The following is a 16,607-nucleotide window of genomic DNA, read 5'->3' as shown; positions in this document are numbered from 1 at the left end:
CTTCTCCTGCACTGCGAGCTGATCCGCCCGGGCTTGCCTGTCCGCCGTGTCCAGGAGGTTGCGCGGCGGGTTCCGTCCGTCATGATCGTCGGATGAGCAGCGCCTCGGTCCTCCGCGCCGTCGGCGGCGAGATCGCCGCCTTCCTCCTCGGCGCATCCTGCGCCGGGTGCGATGCCCCCGGTCAGCTGCTGTGCGCGTCATGCCGCCTGGAGCTGGCGCCGGCGGCGCGCGAGCACGTCACGCCCGCAGGACTGCGCGTGCACGCGGCTCTCGGATACGACGGGGTGGCAGCGCGCTGCATCCGACGGCTCAAGAGCGACGGCGAGACCCATCTCGCGCGTCCCCTCGGGGCGGCGCTCGCCGCGGTGCTGGTCCCCGCCGTGTCGCCCTCGACCTGGATCGTGCCGGTCCCCACTTCTCGCAGCGCATTCCGCCGCCGCGGCTACCGCGTACCCGAGCTGCTCGTCCGTCGCGCAGGACTCGCACCCCAGAGCGTGCTCTCGCTGGTGGCGAGACCGGCCGATCAACGAGGCCTCGGCATCGAGGACCGCGCCGCGAACGTCCACGCGGCGATGCGCGCGCGTGGTGCCGGTGGCGGGGCGGAAGCGGTCCTGGTGGACGACGTCGTGACGACCGGGGCGACGCTGGATGAAGCCTCCCGCGCCCTTCGCGCGGGAGGTTTCCGAGTGGTCTCGGCGATGGCGCTCGCCGCCACGCCGAGGCGCGACCGATTCTGAGGAGACTCATCGGGAACTCACCGACGACACGACGAAAGTCACCAGTGACATCGACTCGCATGCGGACTACGGTTGGGGACCACAAGGCGACAACGGTCCGCCCTTGGCCGGGAGGACCGGGACAAGGAGACAGCAATGGAAACGAGCATCGTCGGCGTCGGAGTGGGAATCACCGATCGCTTCCGAACCGTTGTCGAGGAGAAGATCGCCAGAGTCGAGACGCTCGCGGGGCGGGCGCAACGGCTGGATGTGAAGGTCACTCACCGCGTGTTCCGCAACGGTCACGTCCCCGAGGAGACAGTCGAGCTGACGCTCGTCGGCAAGGGCCCGGTCGTTCGCGCAGAGGCGACGGACGGTGACAAGTTCGTCGCTCTCGATCTCGCGGTCGACAAGATGTCGGAGCAGCTGCGTCGCGCGAAGGAGAAGCGCGTCGACGGACGCCAGCACCCGCGCGGCGCCCACTTCGAGAAGGGCACCGGAGAGCTCGAGGGCCTCGATGTGCAGCCGGCATCGGCCGATGTACTGCGCGCGGTGGCGACGGGAAGCATCCCGGTGCAGAACGACGACGACGAGTCCTACTCGCCGGTGGTCATCCGCACGAAGAGCTTCGACGCGGAATGGATGACGGTGGAGGAAGCCGTCGACCGCATGGAGCTGGTCGGACACGACTTCTTCCTGTTCGTCGACGTTCGCACCGACCACCCCAGTGTCGTGTACCGCCGCAAGGGCTGGGACTACGGCGTGATCGCGCTGAGCACCCAGGCTCCGCCCGCGGAGGCGCTGGCTTCCTGAGCTGATACGGAGAACGGCCCGTCCCGAGAGGGACGGGCCGTTCTTTCGTGCGGATCGCTCAGTCGAAGATGCCGTCGAGAAGGCTGCCGATCACGAGGCCGCCCAGGATGCCGGACGCGATGTCGCCGCCTCCGCCGCCGCGCGGGCGACCGCCCCAACCGCCTCCGCCGTAACCGCCTCCGCCGCCCCAGCCCTGATCGTCGGGCCGCGAGGAGTCGATGTCCCGCTGCGCGAGCTGGAGGGCCTCGGAAGCCAGATGAGCCACTCGTCGGGCCTGCACGAGAGCCTCCTCGCGCGTCTCCTCCGCCGGGAGGAGGTCGGAGAGGTCGACGCGGAGCCGTTCGGCCTCGGCGAGGCGGGTACGGGCATCGGCGCCGATCCAGCCGCGGTGTCCGGAGATGAGCCCGCGCGCCACGCCCAGCTGTCGGTCGGCGTCGTCGATCGCATGCTGCACCTGCGAGATGCTCGGGAGCGGGTGCTCGGCCCGGTGCTGGGCCTTGGCGATCGCATCGTCGAGGGCGGAGTTGGCCGTGCGGAGCTGCGACAGCTCCGCGAACGGATCGTTCGGCGTCCCGGCGGGGGTGAGGGCGCTCAGAGCGGCCTGCAGCGCGGTGACGGCTTCAGCGACGGCGGGCACGGGGGGAGCGTTGCGCGCGGCGATCAGGTCGCCGCGCGAATCCGCCACGACCTCGGCGAGTGTGGACTCGGCGCGCAGCGCCTCGATCTCGAAGTCCTCGACGGCGTCGAGCAGGGCAGACGCCCGGCGTGTGGCCTCGGTCGCCGTCTCCAGGGCGAGGTTGGCCTCCTCGTTCTGCTTGGCGGCCCGTCGCCGCTCGGAGATGTCGGCGCTGTGCGTCGCGAACGCGATGAGCTGCTCGGCTTCGGCGGCGCTGGCCGTGATCTGGTGCATGGCCGACTCGGCATAGCGGGCAGACAGCCGCGAGACGGATTCGTTCGTCTGGGGGATGCGGGTGCTCAGCGCGGCGGCATCCGCTCGCACCTGCGCGATGACCTCGGGCGCCCGGCGCACCTTGGCGACAGACGCGGCGAGCACCGATGTCTTCTCGTCCAGCAGGTCTTGGGCCCAGTCGCACAGCTGGAGGATGCGGGCGTTGCGGGTGCGCAGCTCTTCGGCGGTGTCGGGGATCTCGTCGTGGTTCAGCTGGTGGAGCTGGAACGCCTCGCGCAGGTGCGTGCGAACGGCGGACAGAGCCTTGCGCAGATCGGCCGTCAGAGACTCGCCGAGTTCGGCCTCGGCGAACGAGAGCTCGTCCGACGTCGTGCGGATCCTCTCGTCGGCACTGACCAGGGCCTGCTCCGCGCGACGCGCCAGATCGGCGTCCTGTGCGGCGAGTTCTTCCTGTTCGCGTTTGCGTCTGCCCCAAATTCCAGCCATGATCCGATCCTAGTTTCCCGCGTGCTCACGGTGGCTGAGCATCCGCTCGGGGTGGGCCGGGTTCGCTCAGGGCGTCACGCGATCGCCGCGACCCTCGTCGTCGGACGCCCGCGCTTGGGCCGCTCCGTGGCGAGCTCGAGAGCCATCGCGTGCTGCGGATGCTGCGCGAGACGCTGTGCGGTGTGATCGAGCCAGCGCACCTCGGCCTCGGCCGCGAAGATCATCGACTCGAGCACCAGAGACCGCGCCAGTGCTTCGGGGCCGTCGTCGGCTGCCCCCGGATGCCGCGCGTCCTCCAGCGTCTTCAGAGTGAGATCGGACGCATCGCGCTGCGCCCGAAGGGCGGCGGCCACATCGACGCCGGGCAGTGTCGCGGCCACCGCGAGCTTGATCGCCAGCTCGTCTCGCGTGGCCTGAGGGCGCACGACGGGGGAGGCGAGCCACTGCGCCACCTCGGTCGATCCGGCATCCGTGATCTCCCAGTACACGTGTCCGTGCGCATCCGCATCACCGCGGCGGACCAGTCCGTCGCGCTCGAGGCGCTCGAGGGTGTTGTAGATCTGCCCGACGTTGAGCGGCCAGGTCGAACCCGTGCGACGGTCGAACTCGTGTCGCAGCTGGTAGCCGTAGCACGGGCCCTGATCGAGGATGGCGAGCAGGCTCTGACGAACCGACATGATGATCTCCCGACGGCGTGTTGTCGAACGCGATACCGAGTATATGGATACCGGGCAATCATCCGGGCCGCCTCGCGGAGCGTGCTTGCAGGCGACGTGCAGGTCACAGCCCGGTAACATGGCAAAGTATGCCTGGCGACCACGTCGTGGTCGCCGGCGATTTACCCACTGACAGGGAGATGACATCCGTGGCCAATCCTCTTGAGAAGCTGCTGCGTGCTGGTGAGGGGCGGGTCATCCGCCGCCTGAACCAGGTGGTCAAGGCAGTGGGGGCGCTGGAAGAGGACATCTCCAAGCTCACCGATGACGAGCTGCGGAACGAGACGACCGAGCTCCGCGCCCGCTTCGAGAAGGGCGAGACGCTCGATCAGCTCATGCCCGAGGCGTTCGCCGCGGTGCGCGAGGCGGCCAAGCGCACGCTCGGCATGCGGGCCTACGACGTCCAGATCATGGGCGGTGCGGCTCTGCACCTCGGCAACATCGCCGAGATGAAGACCGGTGAGGGCAAGACGCTCGTCGCGACCTTCCCGGCGTACCTCAACGCGATCGCCGGCAAGGGCGTCCACATCATCACGGTGAACGACTTCCTCGCGAGCTACCAGGCAGAGCTCATGGGCCGTGTGTTCCGTGCCCTCGGCATGACCACCGGCATCATCGTCTCCGGGCAGACCCCGGCCGTGCGCCGCGAGCAGTACGCCGCGGACATCACCTACGGCACGAACAACGAGTTCGGCTTCGACTACCTGCGCGACAACATGGCATGGCGCAAAGAAGACCTCGTGCAGCGCGAGCACTTCTTCGCCATCGTCGACGAGGTCGACTCGATCCTCATCGACGAGGCTCGCACCCCGCTGATCATCTCCGGTCCGTCGTCCGGCGAGGCCAACCGCTGGTTCGCCGAGTTCGCCAAGATCGCCCGCACCCTCGAGGCCGGTGAGGACTACGAGGTCGACGAGAAGAAGCGCACCGTCGGCGTGCTCGAGCCCGGTATCGAGAAGGTCGAGGACTACCTCGGCATCGAGAACCTGTACGAGTCCGCGAACACCCCGCTGATCTCGTTCCTCAACAACTCGATCAAGGCGCTGGCCCTCTTCAAGAAGGACACCGACTACGTCGTCATGAACGACGAGGTCATGATCGTCGACGAGCACACCGGTCGCATCCTGGTCGGTCGTCGCTACAACGAGGGCATCCACCAGGCCATCGAGGCCAAGGAGGGCGTGCCCGTCAAGGCCGAGAACCAGACCCTCGCCACGGTCACCCTGCAGAACTACTTCCGCCTCTACGACAAGCTCGCCGGCATGACCGGTACCGCCGAGACCGAGGCCGCCGAGTTCATGTCGACCTACAAGCTCGGCGTCATCCCGATCCCGACGAACCGGCCGATGATCCGCAAGGACCAGTCCGACCTCGTCTACAAGAACGAGACGGCGAAGTTCACGCAGGTCGTCGAGGACATCGCGGAGCGCCACAACAGCGGCCAGCCCGTGCTCGTCGGCACGGTGAGCGTCGAGAAGAGCGAGTATCTCTCTCGCCTGCTCGCCAAGAAGGGCATCAAGCACGAGGTCCTCAACGCGAAGAACCACGCACGCGAGGCCGAGATCGTCGCCCGCGCCGGTCGCCTCGGCGCCGTCACCGTCGCCACCAACATGGCCGGTCGTGGCACCGACATCATGCTCGGCGGCAACGCCGAGTTCCTCGCCGTGCAGGAGCTCAAGGGCAAGGGACTCGACCCGGTCGAGACGCCCGAAGAGTACGAGATCGCCTGGGACGAGACGTACCAGGCGATGAAGGACGTCGTCGCCGAGGAATCGGGCAAGGTCATCGAGGCCGGTGGCCTCTACGTCCTCGGCACCGAGCGTCACGAGTCCCGTCGCATCGACAACCAGCTGCGCGGTCGTTCCGGCCGTCAGGGCGACCCCGGTGAGAGCCGGTTCTACCTGAGCCTCACCGACGACCTCATGCGCCTGTTCCAGTCGGGCGCCGCCGAGGCCATCCTGTCGCGCACGAACTTCCCGGACGACGTGCCGATCGAGTCGGGTTTCGTCTCGCGGGCGATCCGCAGTGCGCAGTCCCAGGTCGAATCGCGCAACGCCGAGATGCGCAAGAACGTGCTCAAGTACGACGACGTGCTGAACCGTCAGCGCGAGGCGATCTACGCCGACCGCCGTCACATCCTGCAGGGCGACGACATCGCCGGCCGGGTGCAGCACTTCATCGAAGACGCGATCAGCGGCGTCGTGGGCGACCACACCGGCGAGGGTCACAACGAGAGCTGGGACTTCGACGCCCTGTGGACCGAGCTGAAGACGCTCTACCCCGTCGGCGTCACCATCGACGAGGTCGTGTCGGAGGCCGCGGGTCGCAAGGGCGGCATCACGGCGGACGGGCTCACCCGTGAGCTGCTCTCCGACGCGAAGATCGCCTACGAGACGCGCGAGGAGTCCCTCGGCGAGGCCGCGACCCGCGAACTCGAGCGTCGCGTCGTGCTCCAGGTGCTGGATCGTCGCTGGCGCGACCACCTCTACGAGATGGACTACCTCAAGGACGGCATCGGCCTCCGCGCGATGGCGCAGCGCGATCCGCTGATCGAGTACCAGCGCGAGGGCTACGCGATGTTCCAGTCGATGATGGGACAGATCAAGGAAGAGTCCGTCGGCTACCTCTACAACCTCGAGGTCGAGGTCCGTCGTGCGGACTCGCAGACCGCCGAGGTCGAGGCCAAGGGGCTCGCGACCGACGGGGGAGAGCAGCGCCTGGAGTACTCCGCCGCGAACGACGCCGGCGAGGTCGAGGTGCGCAACGACCGCGGCCAGGTCCAGCAGGCGGCGACCGAGCGTCTTCGCCAGGCTGCCGCCGCCCGGGCACAGGCTCCGCAGGAAGAGCCCGAGGAGGCGCCTCGCGGTGCCTTCGGCCAGCGGACGGATGGCGCAGCCTCTGCTCCCGCTGCCGGCAACCGCGAGCAGCGCCGTGCGCAGGAGAAGAAGAAGAAGAAGAAGTAGTCCGCAGAGCGCGGAAGAGAGGGCCAATCGGTGTCGATTGGCCCTCTCTTCGTCGCTGTAGGCTTGGCCGATGACCCCCATGCGCAACTTCGATCAGTCATCGAAGCTCAAGAACGTCCTGTACGAGATCCGCGGAAACGCCCTCGTCGAGGCGGCGCGCCTGGAGGCCGAGGGACACAAGATCCTCAAGCTGAACACCGGGAACCCCGCGATCTTCGGCTTCGACGCTCCGCACCAGATCGTGCACGACATGCTCGCCGCTCTTCCCACGGCGCACGGCTACAGCGACAGCAAGGGCATCATCTCCGCCCGACGCGCGGTCGTCAGCCGCTACGAGCAGATCGAGGGCTTCCCGCGCTTCGACCCGGACGACGTCTACCTCGGCAACGGCGTCTCCGAACTGATCACGATGACGATGCAGGCACTGCTCGACGAGGGCGACGAGGTGCTCATCCCCGCGCCGGACTATCCGCTGTGGACCGCGATGACGAGCCTCGCCGGCGGCACCCCCGTGCACTACCTCTGCGATGAAGACGACGGGTGGCAGCCCGATCTCGAAGACATCCGCTCGAAGATCACGCCGCGCACGAAGGCGATGGTGATCATCAACCCGAACAATCCCACGGGTGTCGTCTATTCTCGCGAGATCCTCGAGGGCCTCGTGCAGATCGCGCGGGAGCACCAGCTGCTGCTCCTCTCGGACGAGATCTACGACCGCATCCTCTTCGACGGCGCGGTGCACATCCCGACCGCGACGCTCGCCCCCGACCTGCTCTGCCTCACGTTCAACGGCCTGTCCAAGACCTATCGCGTCGCGGGCTACCGCTCGGGGTGGATGGTCATCACCGGGCCGCAGGATCACGCGAAGGGCTTCCTCGAGGGGATCACCCTGCTCGCGTCGACGCGGCTCTGCCCGAACGTGCCGGCGCAGTATGCGGTTCAGGCCGCGCTCTCCGGAGTGCAGTCGATCGATGCGCTGATCTCCTCGACGGGTCGACTGCACGAGCAGCGCGACATCGCGTGGGAGGGTCTCGAGGCGATCCCCGGGGTGTCCTGCGTCAAGCCCCAGGGCGCGCTCTACGCTTTCCCCCGACTCGACCCGAACGTCCACGAGATCCGCGACGACGCGAAGCTCGTGTACGACCTGCTCATCTCGGAGCACATCCTGCTCGTGCAGGGCACCGGCTTCAACTGGCCGACGCCCGATCATCTGCGCCTGGTCACGCTTCCCGAGCCGCGAGTGCTGAGCGAAGCCGTCGAACGACTGGGGAACTTCCTCGCGAGCTACCGCCAGTAGCGGCGTCCGCGCCTTCCGGGGCGAGTGACGAGGCGAGACGGCGTACGGCGGCGGCGACGGATGAGCGCGGCGCGACATCGGCGATGGGTCTGGCATGCAGCAGCGCCGCGTCGGAGGCGCGCCGGTCGAAGGGGACGAACGCGACGTCGGTGATGCCGGCGAAGCGCTCGAGCGTGCGGCGTACCTGACCCCGCGCGTCGATTCCCAGCGGGCCGGGGCGCACCTGGTTCACCACGACGAGCACCGGACTGGGCGAGGCGAGTCGTCGCAGCTCCGCGTGGTCGCGCAGGAACCTGCTGATGCCCACCGGGTCGGCGGAAGCGACGGCGATGACGGCATCGGCCTCCTGCAGTGTCGCCGACGTCGCGGCGTGCCGACGCGGTCCGGCCAGGTCGCTCATCACCTCGTCGTCGGCGTCGAACGCGGCACCGACATCGACCACGGTGTCTTCGATCCACTCGCGACAGGCACGCAGCGTCTCTCTCATCCGCGTCGCGGACAGCTCCGGCCACCGGCCGGGCCGGTTGATGCCGGGGAGCACCTCGATGTCGCCCGCACTGGTCGAGATCGTCGTGGCCAGGCGAGTGAGTTCCGCCGCATCGAGTCCTCCGAGCTCGGCGCGTCGGCATGCGGCGGCGATGCCGGGGGAGTCGTCGCTGAGTCCGAGCAGCAGCGCGAGAGAGGGAGCGACCGAATCCGCGTCGACGAGAGCCGTGCCGCGGCCTGCCCGCGACAGCTCGACGGCGAGCTGGATCGAGATGGTGGACCGGCCCGGTGCACCCTGCGGGCCCCAGACCGCGATGACACGGTGATGTTCGGTCGATCGGGGTGAGGAGAGGATCGGCGACTCGGCGTTCAGAGCCGCGACGACCTGCCACCCGGCGGCGTCGGCCGGGAGAGCCGCGGCGAGCCCGAGCCGACCGAGCAGGCGGGTCTCCGCACCTCCGAGGGTGACGATGCGCACTCCGGCACGGTCGCACGCCGAGATCAGGGCCGAGGTCAGCACCGAGCGCGTTGCTGGGACCACGATCGCCTCGATCCCCGGTGCGAGGTCGATCGGAGCGTCCGGACGGACGACGGCCACGACCCGGACGTCTTCCGCCTCGAGCTCGGCCGCGAGCTCCCCGGCACGAGGCTCGGGGAGCGCCACCATCACCGAGGTCATGAGCCCGACCGGACGGGGACGACGGAGAGTGAGGAGCCTCCGGTGACGGCGGCGAGGACGTCGGCGACATCGGACCGATCGATCACGAGTTCGATCCCGGTCCCCTTGTCGGCCAGCATCCCGTCGGACTCGACGACGGAGCGGACGGTCACGTCGGCGACGAGGATGCGAGGCACGTCGTACGAGCGCCCGTCGTCGAGCGGTGGGGCGTGCCAGACCTCCACCACGGTGCCCGTCGTGACATCCTCGGGGATGCCGGTGCTGCTCTCGACCACGATGGTGGTGCTGCGATTCTCGGCCGCGGCGGCCGCCGCCGATGCCGGCACGATCTCGCCCTTCTCGAGCGTGCGGACGGCGACCTGGCCCGGCTCGAGCTCCTGCGGACCCAGGTAGCCCTCGGCGAGTGCGCCCAGCCCGACCTCGACGATCTGGAAATCGCTCGACGAGAGAGCCTCGCCCTCGGTGATCGTCCGGTTCGCCTGGAGCACGGGTACGGCGTCGTCGGAGGCGGAGACGATGAGCCAGACGCCGGTGATGGAGATGATCACGAGAGCGATGCCGACGAGGAAGCGGACATCGGCCCAGAATGCGCGCCGGGAGCGGGAGAGGACAGCCATGGCCACATCGTCACAGAAATCGCGCCGCAGTCCGTCGAGTTATCCACAGGCGACGATCGTCCACTGCCCGTGGTCGTACGTGGGGGAGAATGGGGACATGGCAGATTCGCCCGCGTCCGCTCCGCGTTTCCTCGCTCCGGCGCAGGTCGCCGAGTTGCTGAGCGTCGGCGTCGACGAGGTGATCGCTCTCGTCCATGAGGGTCGACTCCGCGGATCGCAGCTCGGCTCACCCGCGCGCTGGCGCGTCGAGGAGTCGAGCCTGCAGGACTATCTCGCCGAGCAGTCGGAGACGGCGCGGCGCATGGCGCTCTGGCGGCAGTCGCAGACCGCGAGCTTTCCCGAGGTCTGGGGCACGTCTTCGGCTCACGGCGCCTGAGCGCCGGGCGTGCGCACCGCGACGAGCCAGGTGAACGGGATGACCCGGAACCCGTGCACCGCGGATGCGCGTCGGGCATCTCCGGCGTCGTGCACGGCCAGATCGAGATGATCCGCGGCAGCGCGGTCGATGGTTCCGTGGACGTCTTCCCCGGCGAGAGTGCTCACGTGCACGGCGACGCGACGCCGCGCGAGGTCGCGCAGCACGAAGCCGAGCGTCATCCTCTCGCGGAGCGCGTGCGCTGAGGGCGGTGTGTCGTCGAGACTGGCGAGGATCATGCCGTGATCGAGGGCGATGCCGGCGATGGCGTGCTCGGGGATCAGGAGGGTCGACGGTGCGCTCTGGACCCCGGCGGCGACTCGCGATACCGCGGCGATCCAGTCGGCGCCGAGACTCCGCAGGGTCACCGGGAGGCGTCGGCCGTCCGCGAGGTCGATCGTGGCCTCAGCACCGGCCGCGCACAGGGTGCGCAGCCGCGTGCGCAGCTCCAGGCGCGCGATCCGCAGGCGCTCGGATTCGGCGTCGAGCGCGGCGCGTTCGGCTTCCCACTCCGAGACGAGCTGGCCTTCGAGGTCTTCGAACAGGCGATCCCAGTGCATCCGACAGAGCGTAGGGGAGGTCCGGCTGCCACGTACGAGTTATCCACATTCCTGCTGCGCCCACCCCTGCGGTCGCTCCTCCGCGTGCTGAACTGACTCGCCGTTCTTCACGATCGAGAGTTTCCCATGATGACGCTTCACGAGTACTTCGCACCGCAACCGACGCCGACCGTCGACCTCCCGGATCCCCTGCCGCTGCTACGCAGCCTGACCCAGGGAGCGCTCGAGGTGCTCGCCGGAGTCAGAGAGGTCGATCAGCTCGCCCGATGGTTCAGCGAGGATGCCTTCCGGAGCCTGGTGACCAGAGCGAACCTGTCGGCGAGGGCGCGGAGCGCGAGGGGCGTGCCGCCCGCGCGTCCGACGTTCGAGATCCTGTCGATCCGCACCTGCGAACCGCTCGACGGCGTGATCGAGGCGGTCGTCGTGGTGGCCGGTCCCGGGCGTACGCGCGCCGTCGCCGTGCGTCTGGAAGGCCTGGACCGCCGTTGGCGTGCGAGCTCTCTGGCGATCCTCTGAGCGATGTCGCCCTAGGCTGGTGAGGTGTCAACCCTCAGTGATCTCGCCCACGCCCAGGGTCGCCTGACCGAGAGCGACGTCGAGTGGCTCCATCGGCTCGCCGGCGACGGACAGCTTCTCGCCGACCTCGCATCCGCTGACATCGTCATCTGGATCCAGACCGAGGACGGATCGTTCATCGCGGTGGCGCACGCCAGGCCCAGCGGCGCGGCCACGCTCTTCTACCGCGACATCGTCGGAGAGCGCGTACGGCCGCAGTGGCGCACCCAGGTGCAGGGGGCATTCGAATCGGCGAAGATCGTCGACTCGTCCTCGCCCGACTGGTTCGAGGAGACGCCGACCCGCGTGCGAGCCGTCCCGATCGTCCGTGGTCGCGGAAACGCCGACCACGGCCCGACCGTCATCGGCGTCGTGACCCGGCATACGAACCTCGGCGAGGCACGGACGCCGTCCCGCCAGCAGATCACCTTCGACGAGTGCGCGAACGACCTTTTCCGGATGATCGCCGACGGCAGCTTCCCGGATCTCGCCGCACCGACCTCGCCGCGTCGCGGTGCCCCTCGCGCATCGGACGGGCTCATCCGCATCGACGTCGACGGGATCACGACCTTCGCCAGCCCGAACGCCCTCTCGGCGTTCAACCGCATGGGATTCGACGACGAGCTCGAGGGCGAGTCCCTGGCAGAGGTGACCACGCGGCTCGTGCCGCCGTCCCGCCAGGTCGACGAGTCCCTCCCGGTCGTCGTCACCGGACGCGCCCCGTGGCGCACCGACATCGAGGCGCGGGGTGTGACGGTGTCGCTGCGCGCGATCCCGCTCAAGGATCACGGCACCCGGATCGGCGCGATCGTGCTGTGCCGCGACGTGTCGGAGCTGCGGCACCAGGAGCAGGAGCTCATCACCAAGGATGCGACCATCCGCGAGATCCACCACCGGGTGAAGAACAACCTCCAGACGGTGGCGTCCCTGCTGCGCATCCAGGCGCGGCGCACGCATTCCGACGAGGCGCGCGACGCTCTCACCCAGGCGATGCGGCGGGTGGACTCGATCGCGGTCGTGCACGACACGCTCGCGCAGGGGCTGACGCAGAAGGTCGACTTCGACGAGGTCTTCCACCGCGTGCTCAAGCTCGTCGCCGAGGTCGCCTCCGCGCCGAACACCCGGGCCCGCACGCAGTCGACCGGTCGATTCGGTGTGCTGCCCAGCGAGTATGCGACGCCGCTCGCTCTCGCGCTGACGGAGGTCGTCACGAACGCCGTCGAGCACGGTCTCGCCGGCCGCGAGGGCCTGGTGACGATCGATGCGACCCGCACCGAGGACAACCTCCGCGTGACCGTGCACGACACCGGCCTCGGGCTGCCCGAGGGCCGGATCGGCCAGGGACTCGGCACGCAGATCATCCGCACGCTCATCCAGGGCGAGCTCGGCGGCACGATCGAATGGCGCGGTGCCGACGGCGAGGGCACCGAGGTGGTCATCGACATCCCGCTGCGGTGGCTCGAGCCCTGACGACGGACTCCGCGCACGCGAAAGCGGCCTGAGACCGGAGTCTCAGGCCGCTTTCGTGAAGATCAGGAGGCGCGGCGGGCGCGTGCGGCGCGGCGCTTCAGGGCGCGGCGCTCGTCTTCGGAGAGACCGCCCCAGACACCCGAGTCCTGGCTGCTCTCGAGGGCGTACTGCAGGCAGATCTCGGTCACCGTGCAGGTGGCGCAGACGGTCTTCGCCTTCTCGATCTGGTCGACGGCCGGACCGGTGTTCCCGACGGGGAAGAACAGCTCGGGATCGACAGTCAAGCAGGCGGCTTTGTCGCGCCAGTCCATGGGGGCTCCTCGGTGTGGATTTCCAGAGAGGTCGGGACACGACCGCTCTGATTTCGGGCGACTGTTCGGGTTCAGTTACCCTGTTGATATGCGGACGGATGCCCGCGAATTGTGATGCGAGCGAAACGCCCGCCCCACGCCGCTGTGGGAGCACATGACGCTGTCCATTCTGTTACATGAAACCTGCGAAATCAAGGGTTTTCCGCCTTCTCACTCGATTCTCAGGAGACACATCGTGCGCGCACCCGGACTGGCTCTCGCGGCGGCGGCCGTGCTCGCTGCGGAGGGCGCGGCACTGCTCGTGTTCGCGGTCATCGAGCTCGCCGGACTCGGTGCCGGCGACGCCGCGTCGCTCCCGACCGCGCTCGCCCTGATCGTGCTGACGCTCATCGGCGCGGCCGCACTGATCGCCTTCGCGATCGGCACCCGCGCCGGGCGCTCGTGGGCGCGATCCGGGGGAGTGGTCTTCCAGGTGCTGGCCGTCGCCGTGGCGCTCGCCTCGCTCACCGTGCAGCCGATCTCATGGCTCTTCACCCTCGGCGTCGGCCTGCCGGGACTGCTCGGATTCGCCCTGCTGATCGCCAGTGCGCGTCGCGAGGGTGAGCAGCGCGCGGCGGAGTGACCGCCCGGTGAGAACAGGCGACGTCAGGCGTCGATGCCGAGCAGCTTGCGGATGCGCGCGACGTGGCCGGTGGCCTTCACGTTGTAGAGCGCGAGGTCGATGACGCCGTCCGCGTTGAGGACGAACGTCGAGCGGATGACGCCCTCGATGACCTTGCCGTAGTTCATCTTCTCGCCCCACACCCCGTAGGCGGAGTGGACCGCATGGTCCGGGTCGCTGAGGAGGGTGAAGGTGAGTCCGTCTCGCTCGCGGAACGCGGCCAGAGTCGAGGGCTCGTCGCGGGAGATCCCGATGACGCGGTAGCCGGCGCCCTGGAGAGAGCCGATGCTGTCGCGGAAGTCGCACGCCTGGGTCGTGCAGCCGGGCGTCATCGCCGCCGGGTAGAAGTACAGGACGACCTTCTCGCCGCGCAGGTCGGCGAGCGAGATGCGGGTGCCGTCCTGGTCGAGGAGGCTGAAGTCGGGGGCTGCGGTTCCGGGTTCGAGGCGCTGAGTCACCCGTCCACCCTATCGGCCGGGGGTCTGCTCGGCCTTGTCGGAGAACGTCTGCAGCAGCCGCTGGAGCGAATCGAGGCGGGCGCGCCCGGTCTCGCTGAGCTCGCCTCTCTCCGCGGCCTCGATGAGGGCGCAGTCGGGGGCGTCGGCGAGGTGCGTGCACCCGCGCGGGCAGTTCTCGGCGATCTCGGCCAGCTCGGTGAACGCCGCCAGGATGTTCGCCGGGTCGACGTGTCCGAGGCCGAACGAGCGCACCCCCGGGGTGTCGATGACCCACCCGGTGCCGAGTTCTCCGTGATAGCGCAGCGAGACGGTCGACGACGAGGTGTGGCGGCCGCGGCCGGTGACCTGATTGACGTGCCCGGTGGCTCGCTCCGCCGTCGGCACGAGGGCGTTCACGAGCGTCGACTTGCCGACGCCGGAGTGTCCGACGAACACCGTGGAGTGTCCGACGAGCGCGGCGCCGATCTCGTCGATCGGCATCTCCTCCAGCGCACTGGTGAACACGCGCAGGTCGAGGCCGTCGAAGTGCGCGAGGAACTCGGTCGGATCGGCGATGTCGGTCTTGGTCACGACGAGGAGCGGGCGGATGCCGGCATCCAGGGCAGCCACGAGGTAGCGGTCGACGAGCCGGGCGCGCGGTTCGGGGTCGGCGGCGGCGACCACCACGAGCATCTGGTCGGCGTTCGCGACGATGACCCGCTCGACCTGGTCGGTGTCGTCGGCGCTCCTGCGCAGCAGCGAGGTGCGGTCGGCGATCCCGATGATGCGGCTGAGCGTGCCCTCGTCGCCCGAGGTGTCGCCGACCACGCGAGCCTGATCTCCGGTGACGATCGGCATGCGGCGGAGCTCTCTGGCGCGGACGGAGCTGATGACGTGCTCGTCGTCGGTGTCCTCGTCGAGCAGCACGGTGTAGCGCCCTCTGTCGACTCCGAGCACGCGACCGGTCTGCGCGTCTTCATGAGCGGGACGGCGCTTCGTGCGAGGTCTGTTCGCCTTCGGGTTCGGACGGGTGCGGATGCTGCTCTCGTCGTAGTCCTCGAATTCGTCATCGAGGTCGTCGTCGTCATCCAGCCAGCTCATGAGTCAGCCCCGCAGCATCCGCTCCCAGAGCATCGTGAACTCCGGGAGTGTCTTGGCGGTGGTGCCGATGTCGTCGATCTCGACGCCGGGGATGCGCAGGCCGATCAGCGCTCCGGTGGTGGCCATCCGGTGGTCATGATGGGCGGCCCAGGCGCCTCCGTGCAGGGGAGCGGGGATGATGCGCAGTCCATCGGAGAGTTCCTCCGCCTCGCCGCCGAGCGCGCGGAGATCGCCGATCAGCGCCGCGATCCGATCGGTCTCGTGCAGGCGGATGTGGCCGATGCCGCGGATCGTCGTCGGTGCGTCGGCGAAGGCCGCGAGACCCACGAGCGTGGGGGTGAGCTCGCTCGCCGCGGAGAGGTCCATGTCGAGGCCGCGGATGCCGGATCCGCCACGCACGGTGAGCGTGCCGCCGTGGCGCCCCACGTGGGCGCCCATCGCCTGCAGGATCTCGGGCAGCAGCGCGCCCGGCTGAGTCGAGTGCGCCGGCCAGCCTGTAATGGAGACCGACCCGCCCGTGACGAGAGCGGCGGCGAGGAACGGCGCGGCGTTCGAGAGGTCGGGCTCGATCGCGATCTCCTTGGCGCGGGGGACGCCGGCCTCGACGAGCCACTCTCCGACGGCGGGACGCTCGATGCGGATGCCTCGGCGGCTCAGCGCTTCGATCGTCATGTCGATGTGGGGCAGGCTCGGGAGGTGCTCGCCGATGTGCACGAGGTGCAGTCCGACGTCGAAGCGGGGAGCGGCGAGCAGGAGCCCGGAGACGAACTGGCTGGACGCGGAGGCGTCGATCTCGACACGGCCGCCGCGGATGCGTCCGTGTCCGCGGATGGTGAAGGGGAGCGCCCAGGTGCCCTCGTCGTCGATGTCGACGCCGAGGTCGCGGAGTGCGCTGATCAAGCCGCCCATCGGACGGTGCAGTGCGGTCTCGTGGGCGGTGAGGTGCACGTCGTGCGCGGCAAGACCGGCGAGCGGGGCGATGAAACGCATCACGGTGCCGGCCTGGCCGCAGTCCACCGTCTTGCCGCCCTCGAGCTTGGCCGGCGTGACGACGAGGTCGGGGCCGAACTCGTGCCCGGCATCCACCTCCTCGATGCCGACGCCGAGAGCGCGCAGGGCGTCGACCATGCGCGCCGAGTCGTCGGAGTGCAGCGGCGCGATCAGGCGGCCGGGCCCATCGGCGATCGCCGCGATGATGAGCTCGCGATTCGTCAGCGACTTCGAGCCGGGGATGGTGAGCTCGGCGTGGATCGGAGCATCGACGGAGGGCGCGGCATAGACGCCCTGGACTCGGGCCGGGGAATACCTGTTCGCGCTCATCGGTTCTCACTTTAGTGAACAGGATGCCCACGGCGTGAAGGCGCGGGCGTCCGCCGAGGAGGAGAGTGCATGCTGGGCACCCTGGAACGCGAGA

Annotated in this window: 17 protein-coding genes; 8 read left to right on the top strand and 9 right to left on the bottom strand. The window is 69.1% G+C overall.

The genetic code is table 11. The features are described from left to right. The first annotated feature begins 92 nt into the window (after positions 1-92). Together LC452_RS12570 and hpf are read left to right on the top strand one after the other, a co-directional pair. Complete coding sequence (locus LC452_RS12570; RefSeq protein ID WP_223625846.1) at positions 93-737, top strand: ComF family protein; 645 nt, start codon at positions 93-95, stop codon at positions 735-737. A 135-nt stretch (positions 738-872) separates the two neighbouring features. Then, on the top strand, positions 873-1,529 hold the full coding sequence (hpf, locus tag LC452_RS12565) for a ribosome hibernation-promoting factor, HPF/YfiA family (RefSeq protein WP_223625843.1): 657 nt from the start codon (positions 873-875) through the stop codon (positions 1,527-1,529). Between the two features lie 58 nt (positions 1,530-1,587). On the opposite strand, the gene LC452_RS12560 is transcribed toward hpf, so the two are convergent. Both LC452_RS12560 and LC452_RS12555 read right to left on the bottom strand, forming a co-directional pair. After that, positions 1,588-2,925 carry a hypothetical protein gene (locus LC452_RS12560; protein WP_223625840.1) on the bottom strand — a complete coding sequence of 446 codons (1,338 nt, stop codon included), beginning with the start codon at positions 2,923-2,925 and terminating at the stop codon, positions 1,588-1,590. 74 nt (positions 2,926-2,999) lie between these two features. After that, a complete protein-coding gene (locus LC452_RS12555) occupies positions 3,000-3,602 on the bottom strand; it encodes a PadR family transcriptional regulator (RefSeq protein ID WP_223625837.1) in 603 nt (200 codons plus the stop codon). A gap of 188 nt (positions 3,603-3,790) precedes the next feature. Between LC452_RS12555 and secA the strand changes: the two genes are divergently transcribed. Together secA and LC452_RS12545 are read left to right on the top strand one after the other, a co-directional pair. Next, positions 3,791-6,604 (top strand): preprotein translocase subunit SecA, encoded by a 2,814-nt coding sequence (gene secA, locus LC452_RS12550; RefSeq protein ID WP_223625834.1) that lies wholly within the window; start codon positions 3,791-3,793, stop codon positions 6,602-6,604. 70 nt (positions 6,605-6,674) lie between these two features. Further along, on the top strand, positions 6,675-7,901 hold the full coding sequence (locus LC452_RS12545; protein ID WP_308116475.1) for a pyridoxal phosphate-dependent aminotransferase: 1,227 nt from the start codon (positions 6,675-6,677) through the stop codon (positions 7,899-7,901). On the opposite strand, the gene LC452_RS12540 is transcribed toward LC452_RS12545, so the two are convergent. Both LC452_RS12540 and LC452_RS12535 read right to left on the bottom strand, forming a co-directional pair. Next, positions 7,825-9,066, bottom strand: a complete 1,242-nt coding sequence (locus LC452_RS12540; RefSeq protein WP_223625831.1) for a P-loop NTPase — start codon at positions 9,064-9,066, stop codon at positions 7,825-7,827. The genes LC452_RS12545 and LC452_RS12540 overlap by 77 nt on opposite strands. Continuing rightward, on the bottom strand, positions 9,063-9,683 hold the full coding sequence (locus LC452_RS12535) for an SAF domain-containing protein (protein WP_223625828.1): 621 nt from the start codon (positions 9,681-9,683) through the stop codon (positions 9,063-9,065). Before LC452_RS12535 ends, LC452_RS12540 begins: the two co-directional genes overlap by 4 nt. Before the next feature lie 97 nt (positions 9,684-9,780). On the opposite strand from LC452_RS12535, the gene LC452_RS12530 reads away from it, so the two are divergent. After that, positions 9,781-10,059: a helix-turn-helix domain-containing protein gene (locus LC452_RS12530; RefSeq protein ID WP_223625825.1), complete on the top strand. Its 279-nt coding sequence runs from the start codon at positions 9,781-9,783 to the stop codon at positions 10,057-10,059. Here LC452_RS12530 and LC452_RS12525 read toward each other — a convergent pair. Next, positions 10,047-10,658 carry a hypothetical protein gene (locus LC452_RS12525; RefSeq protein ID WP_223625822.1) on the bottom strand — a complete coding sequence of 204 codons (612 nt, stop codon included), beginning with the start codon at positions 10,656-10,658 and terminating at the stop codon, positions 10,047-10,049. The genes LC452_RS12530 and LC452_RS12525 overlap by 13 nt on opposite strands. Before the next feature lie 129 nt (positions 10,659-10,787). Here LC452_RS12525 and LC452_RS12520 point away from each other — a divergent pair, with 129 nt between their 5' ends. Further along, complete coding sequence (locus LC452_RS12520; RefSeq protein ID WP_223627650.1) at positions 10,788-11,174, top strand: Rv3235 family protein; 387 nt, start codon at positions 10,788-10,790, stop codon at positions 11,172-11,174. A gap of 24 nt (positions 11,175-11,198) precedes the next feature. Continuing rightward, positions 11,199-12,683 carry a sensor histidine kinase gene (locus tag LC452_RS12515; RefSeq protein ID WP_223625819.1) on the top strand — a complete coding sequence of 495 codons (1,485 nt, stop codon included), beginning with the start codon at positions 11,199-11,201 and terminating at the stop codon, positions 12,681-12,683. 62 nt (positions 12,684-12,745) lie between these two features. Here LC452_RS12515 and LC452_RS12510 read toward each other — a convergent pair whose 3' ends face one another. Continuing rightward, positions 12,746-12,994 (bottom strand): WhiB family transcriptional regulator, encoded by a 249-nt coding sequence (locus LC452_RS12510; RefSeq protein ID WP_028503730.1) that lies wholly within the window; start codon positions 12,992-12,994, stop codon positions 12,746-12,748. Between the two features lie 235 nt (positions 12,995-13,229). On the opposite strand from LC452_RS12510, the gene LC452_RS12505 reads away from it, so the two are divergent. Continuing rightward, on the top strand, positions 13,230-13,616 hold the full coding sequence (locus LC452_RS12505) for a hypothetical protein (RefSeq protein WP_223625816.1): 387 nt from the start codon (positions 13,230-13,232) through the stop codon (positions 13,614-13,616). 23 nt (positions 13,617-13,639) lie between these two features. On the opposite strand, the gene bcp is transcribed toward LC452_RS12505, so the two are convergent. Genes bcp through aroA form a run of 3 tightly spaced genes read right to left on the bottom strand, consistent with a single transcriptional unit; the run spans position 13,640 to position 16,513 of the window. Further along, positions 13,640-14,113, bottom strand: a complete 474-nt coding sequence (gene bcp / locus LC452_RS12500) for a thioredoxin-dependent thiol peroxidase (RefSeq protein ID WP_223625813.1) — start codon at positions 14,111-14,113, stop codon at positions 13,640-13,642. Positions 14,114-14,122: 9 nt separating this feature from the next. Then, the gene (gene rsgA / locus LC452_RS12495) at positions 14,123-15,193 is read right to left on the bottom strand and encodes a ribosome small subunit-dependent GTPase A (protein ID WP_223625810.1); all 1,071 of its coding nucleotides are present in this window, start codon (positions 15,191-15,193) and stop codon (positions 14,123-14,125) included. A 3-nt stretch (positions 15,194-15,196) separates the two neighbouring features. Further along, entirely contained in the window at positions 15,197-16,513 is a 1,317-nt protein-coding gene (gene aroA / locus LC452_RS12490) for a 3-phosphoshikimate 1-carboxyvinyltransferase (protein WP_223625807.1), read from the bottom strand. Between the last annotated feature and the right edge of the window lie 94 nt (positions 16,514-16,607).

Origin of the sequence: Microbacterium sp. EST19A (genome assembly GCF_019969685.1) — a bacterium.
Lineage (GTDB): Bacteria > Actinomycetota > Actinomycetes > Actinomycetales > Microbacteriaceae > Microbacterium.
The sequence above is the reverse complement of the archived record's forward strand: the minus strand, read 5'-3'. Positions and strand labels throughout refer to the sequence as shown.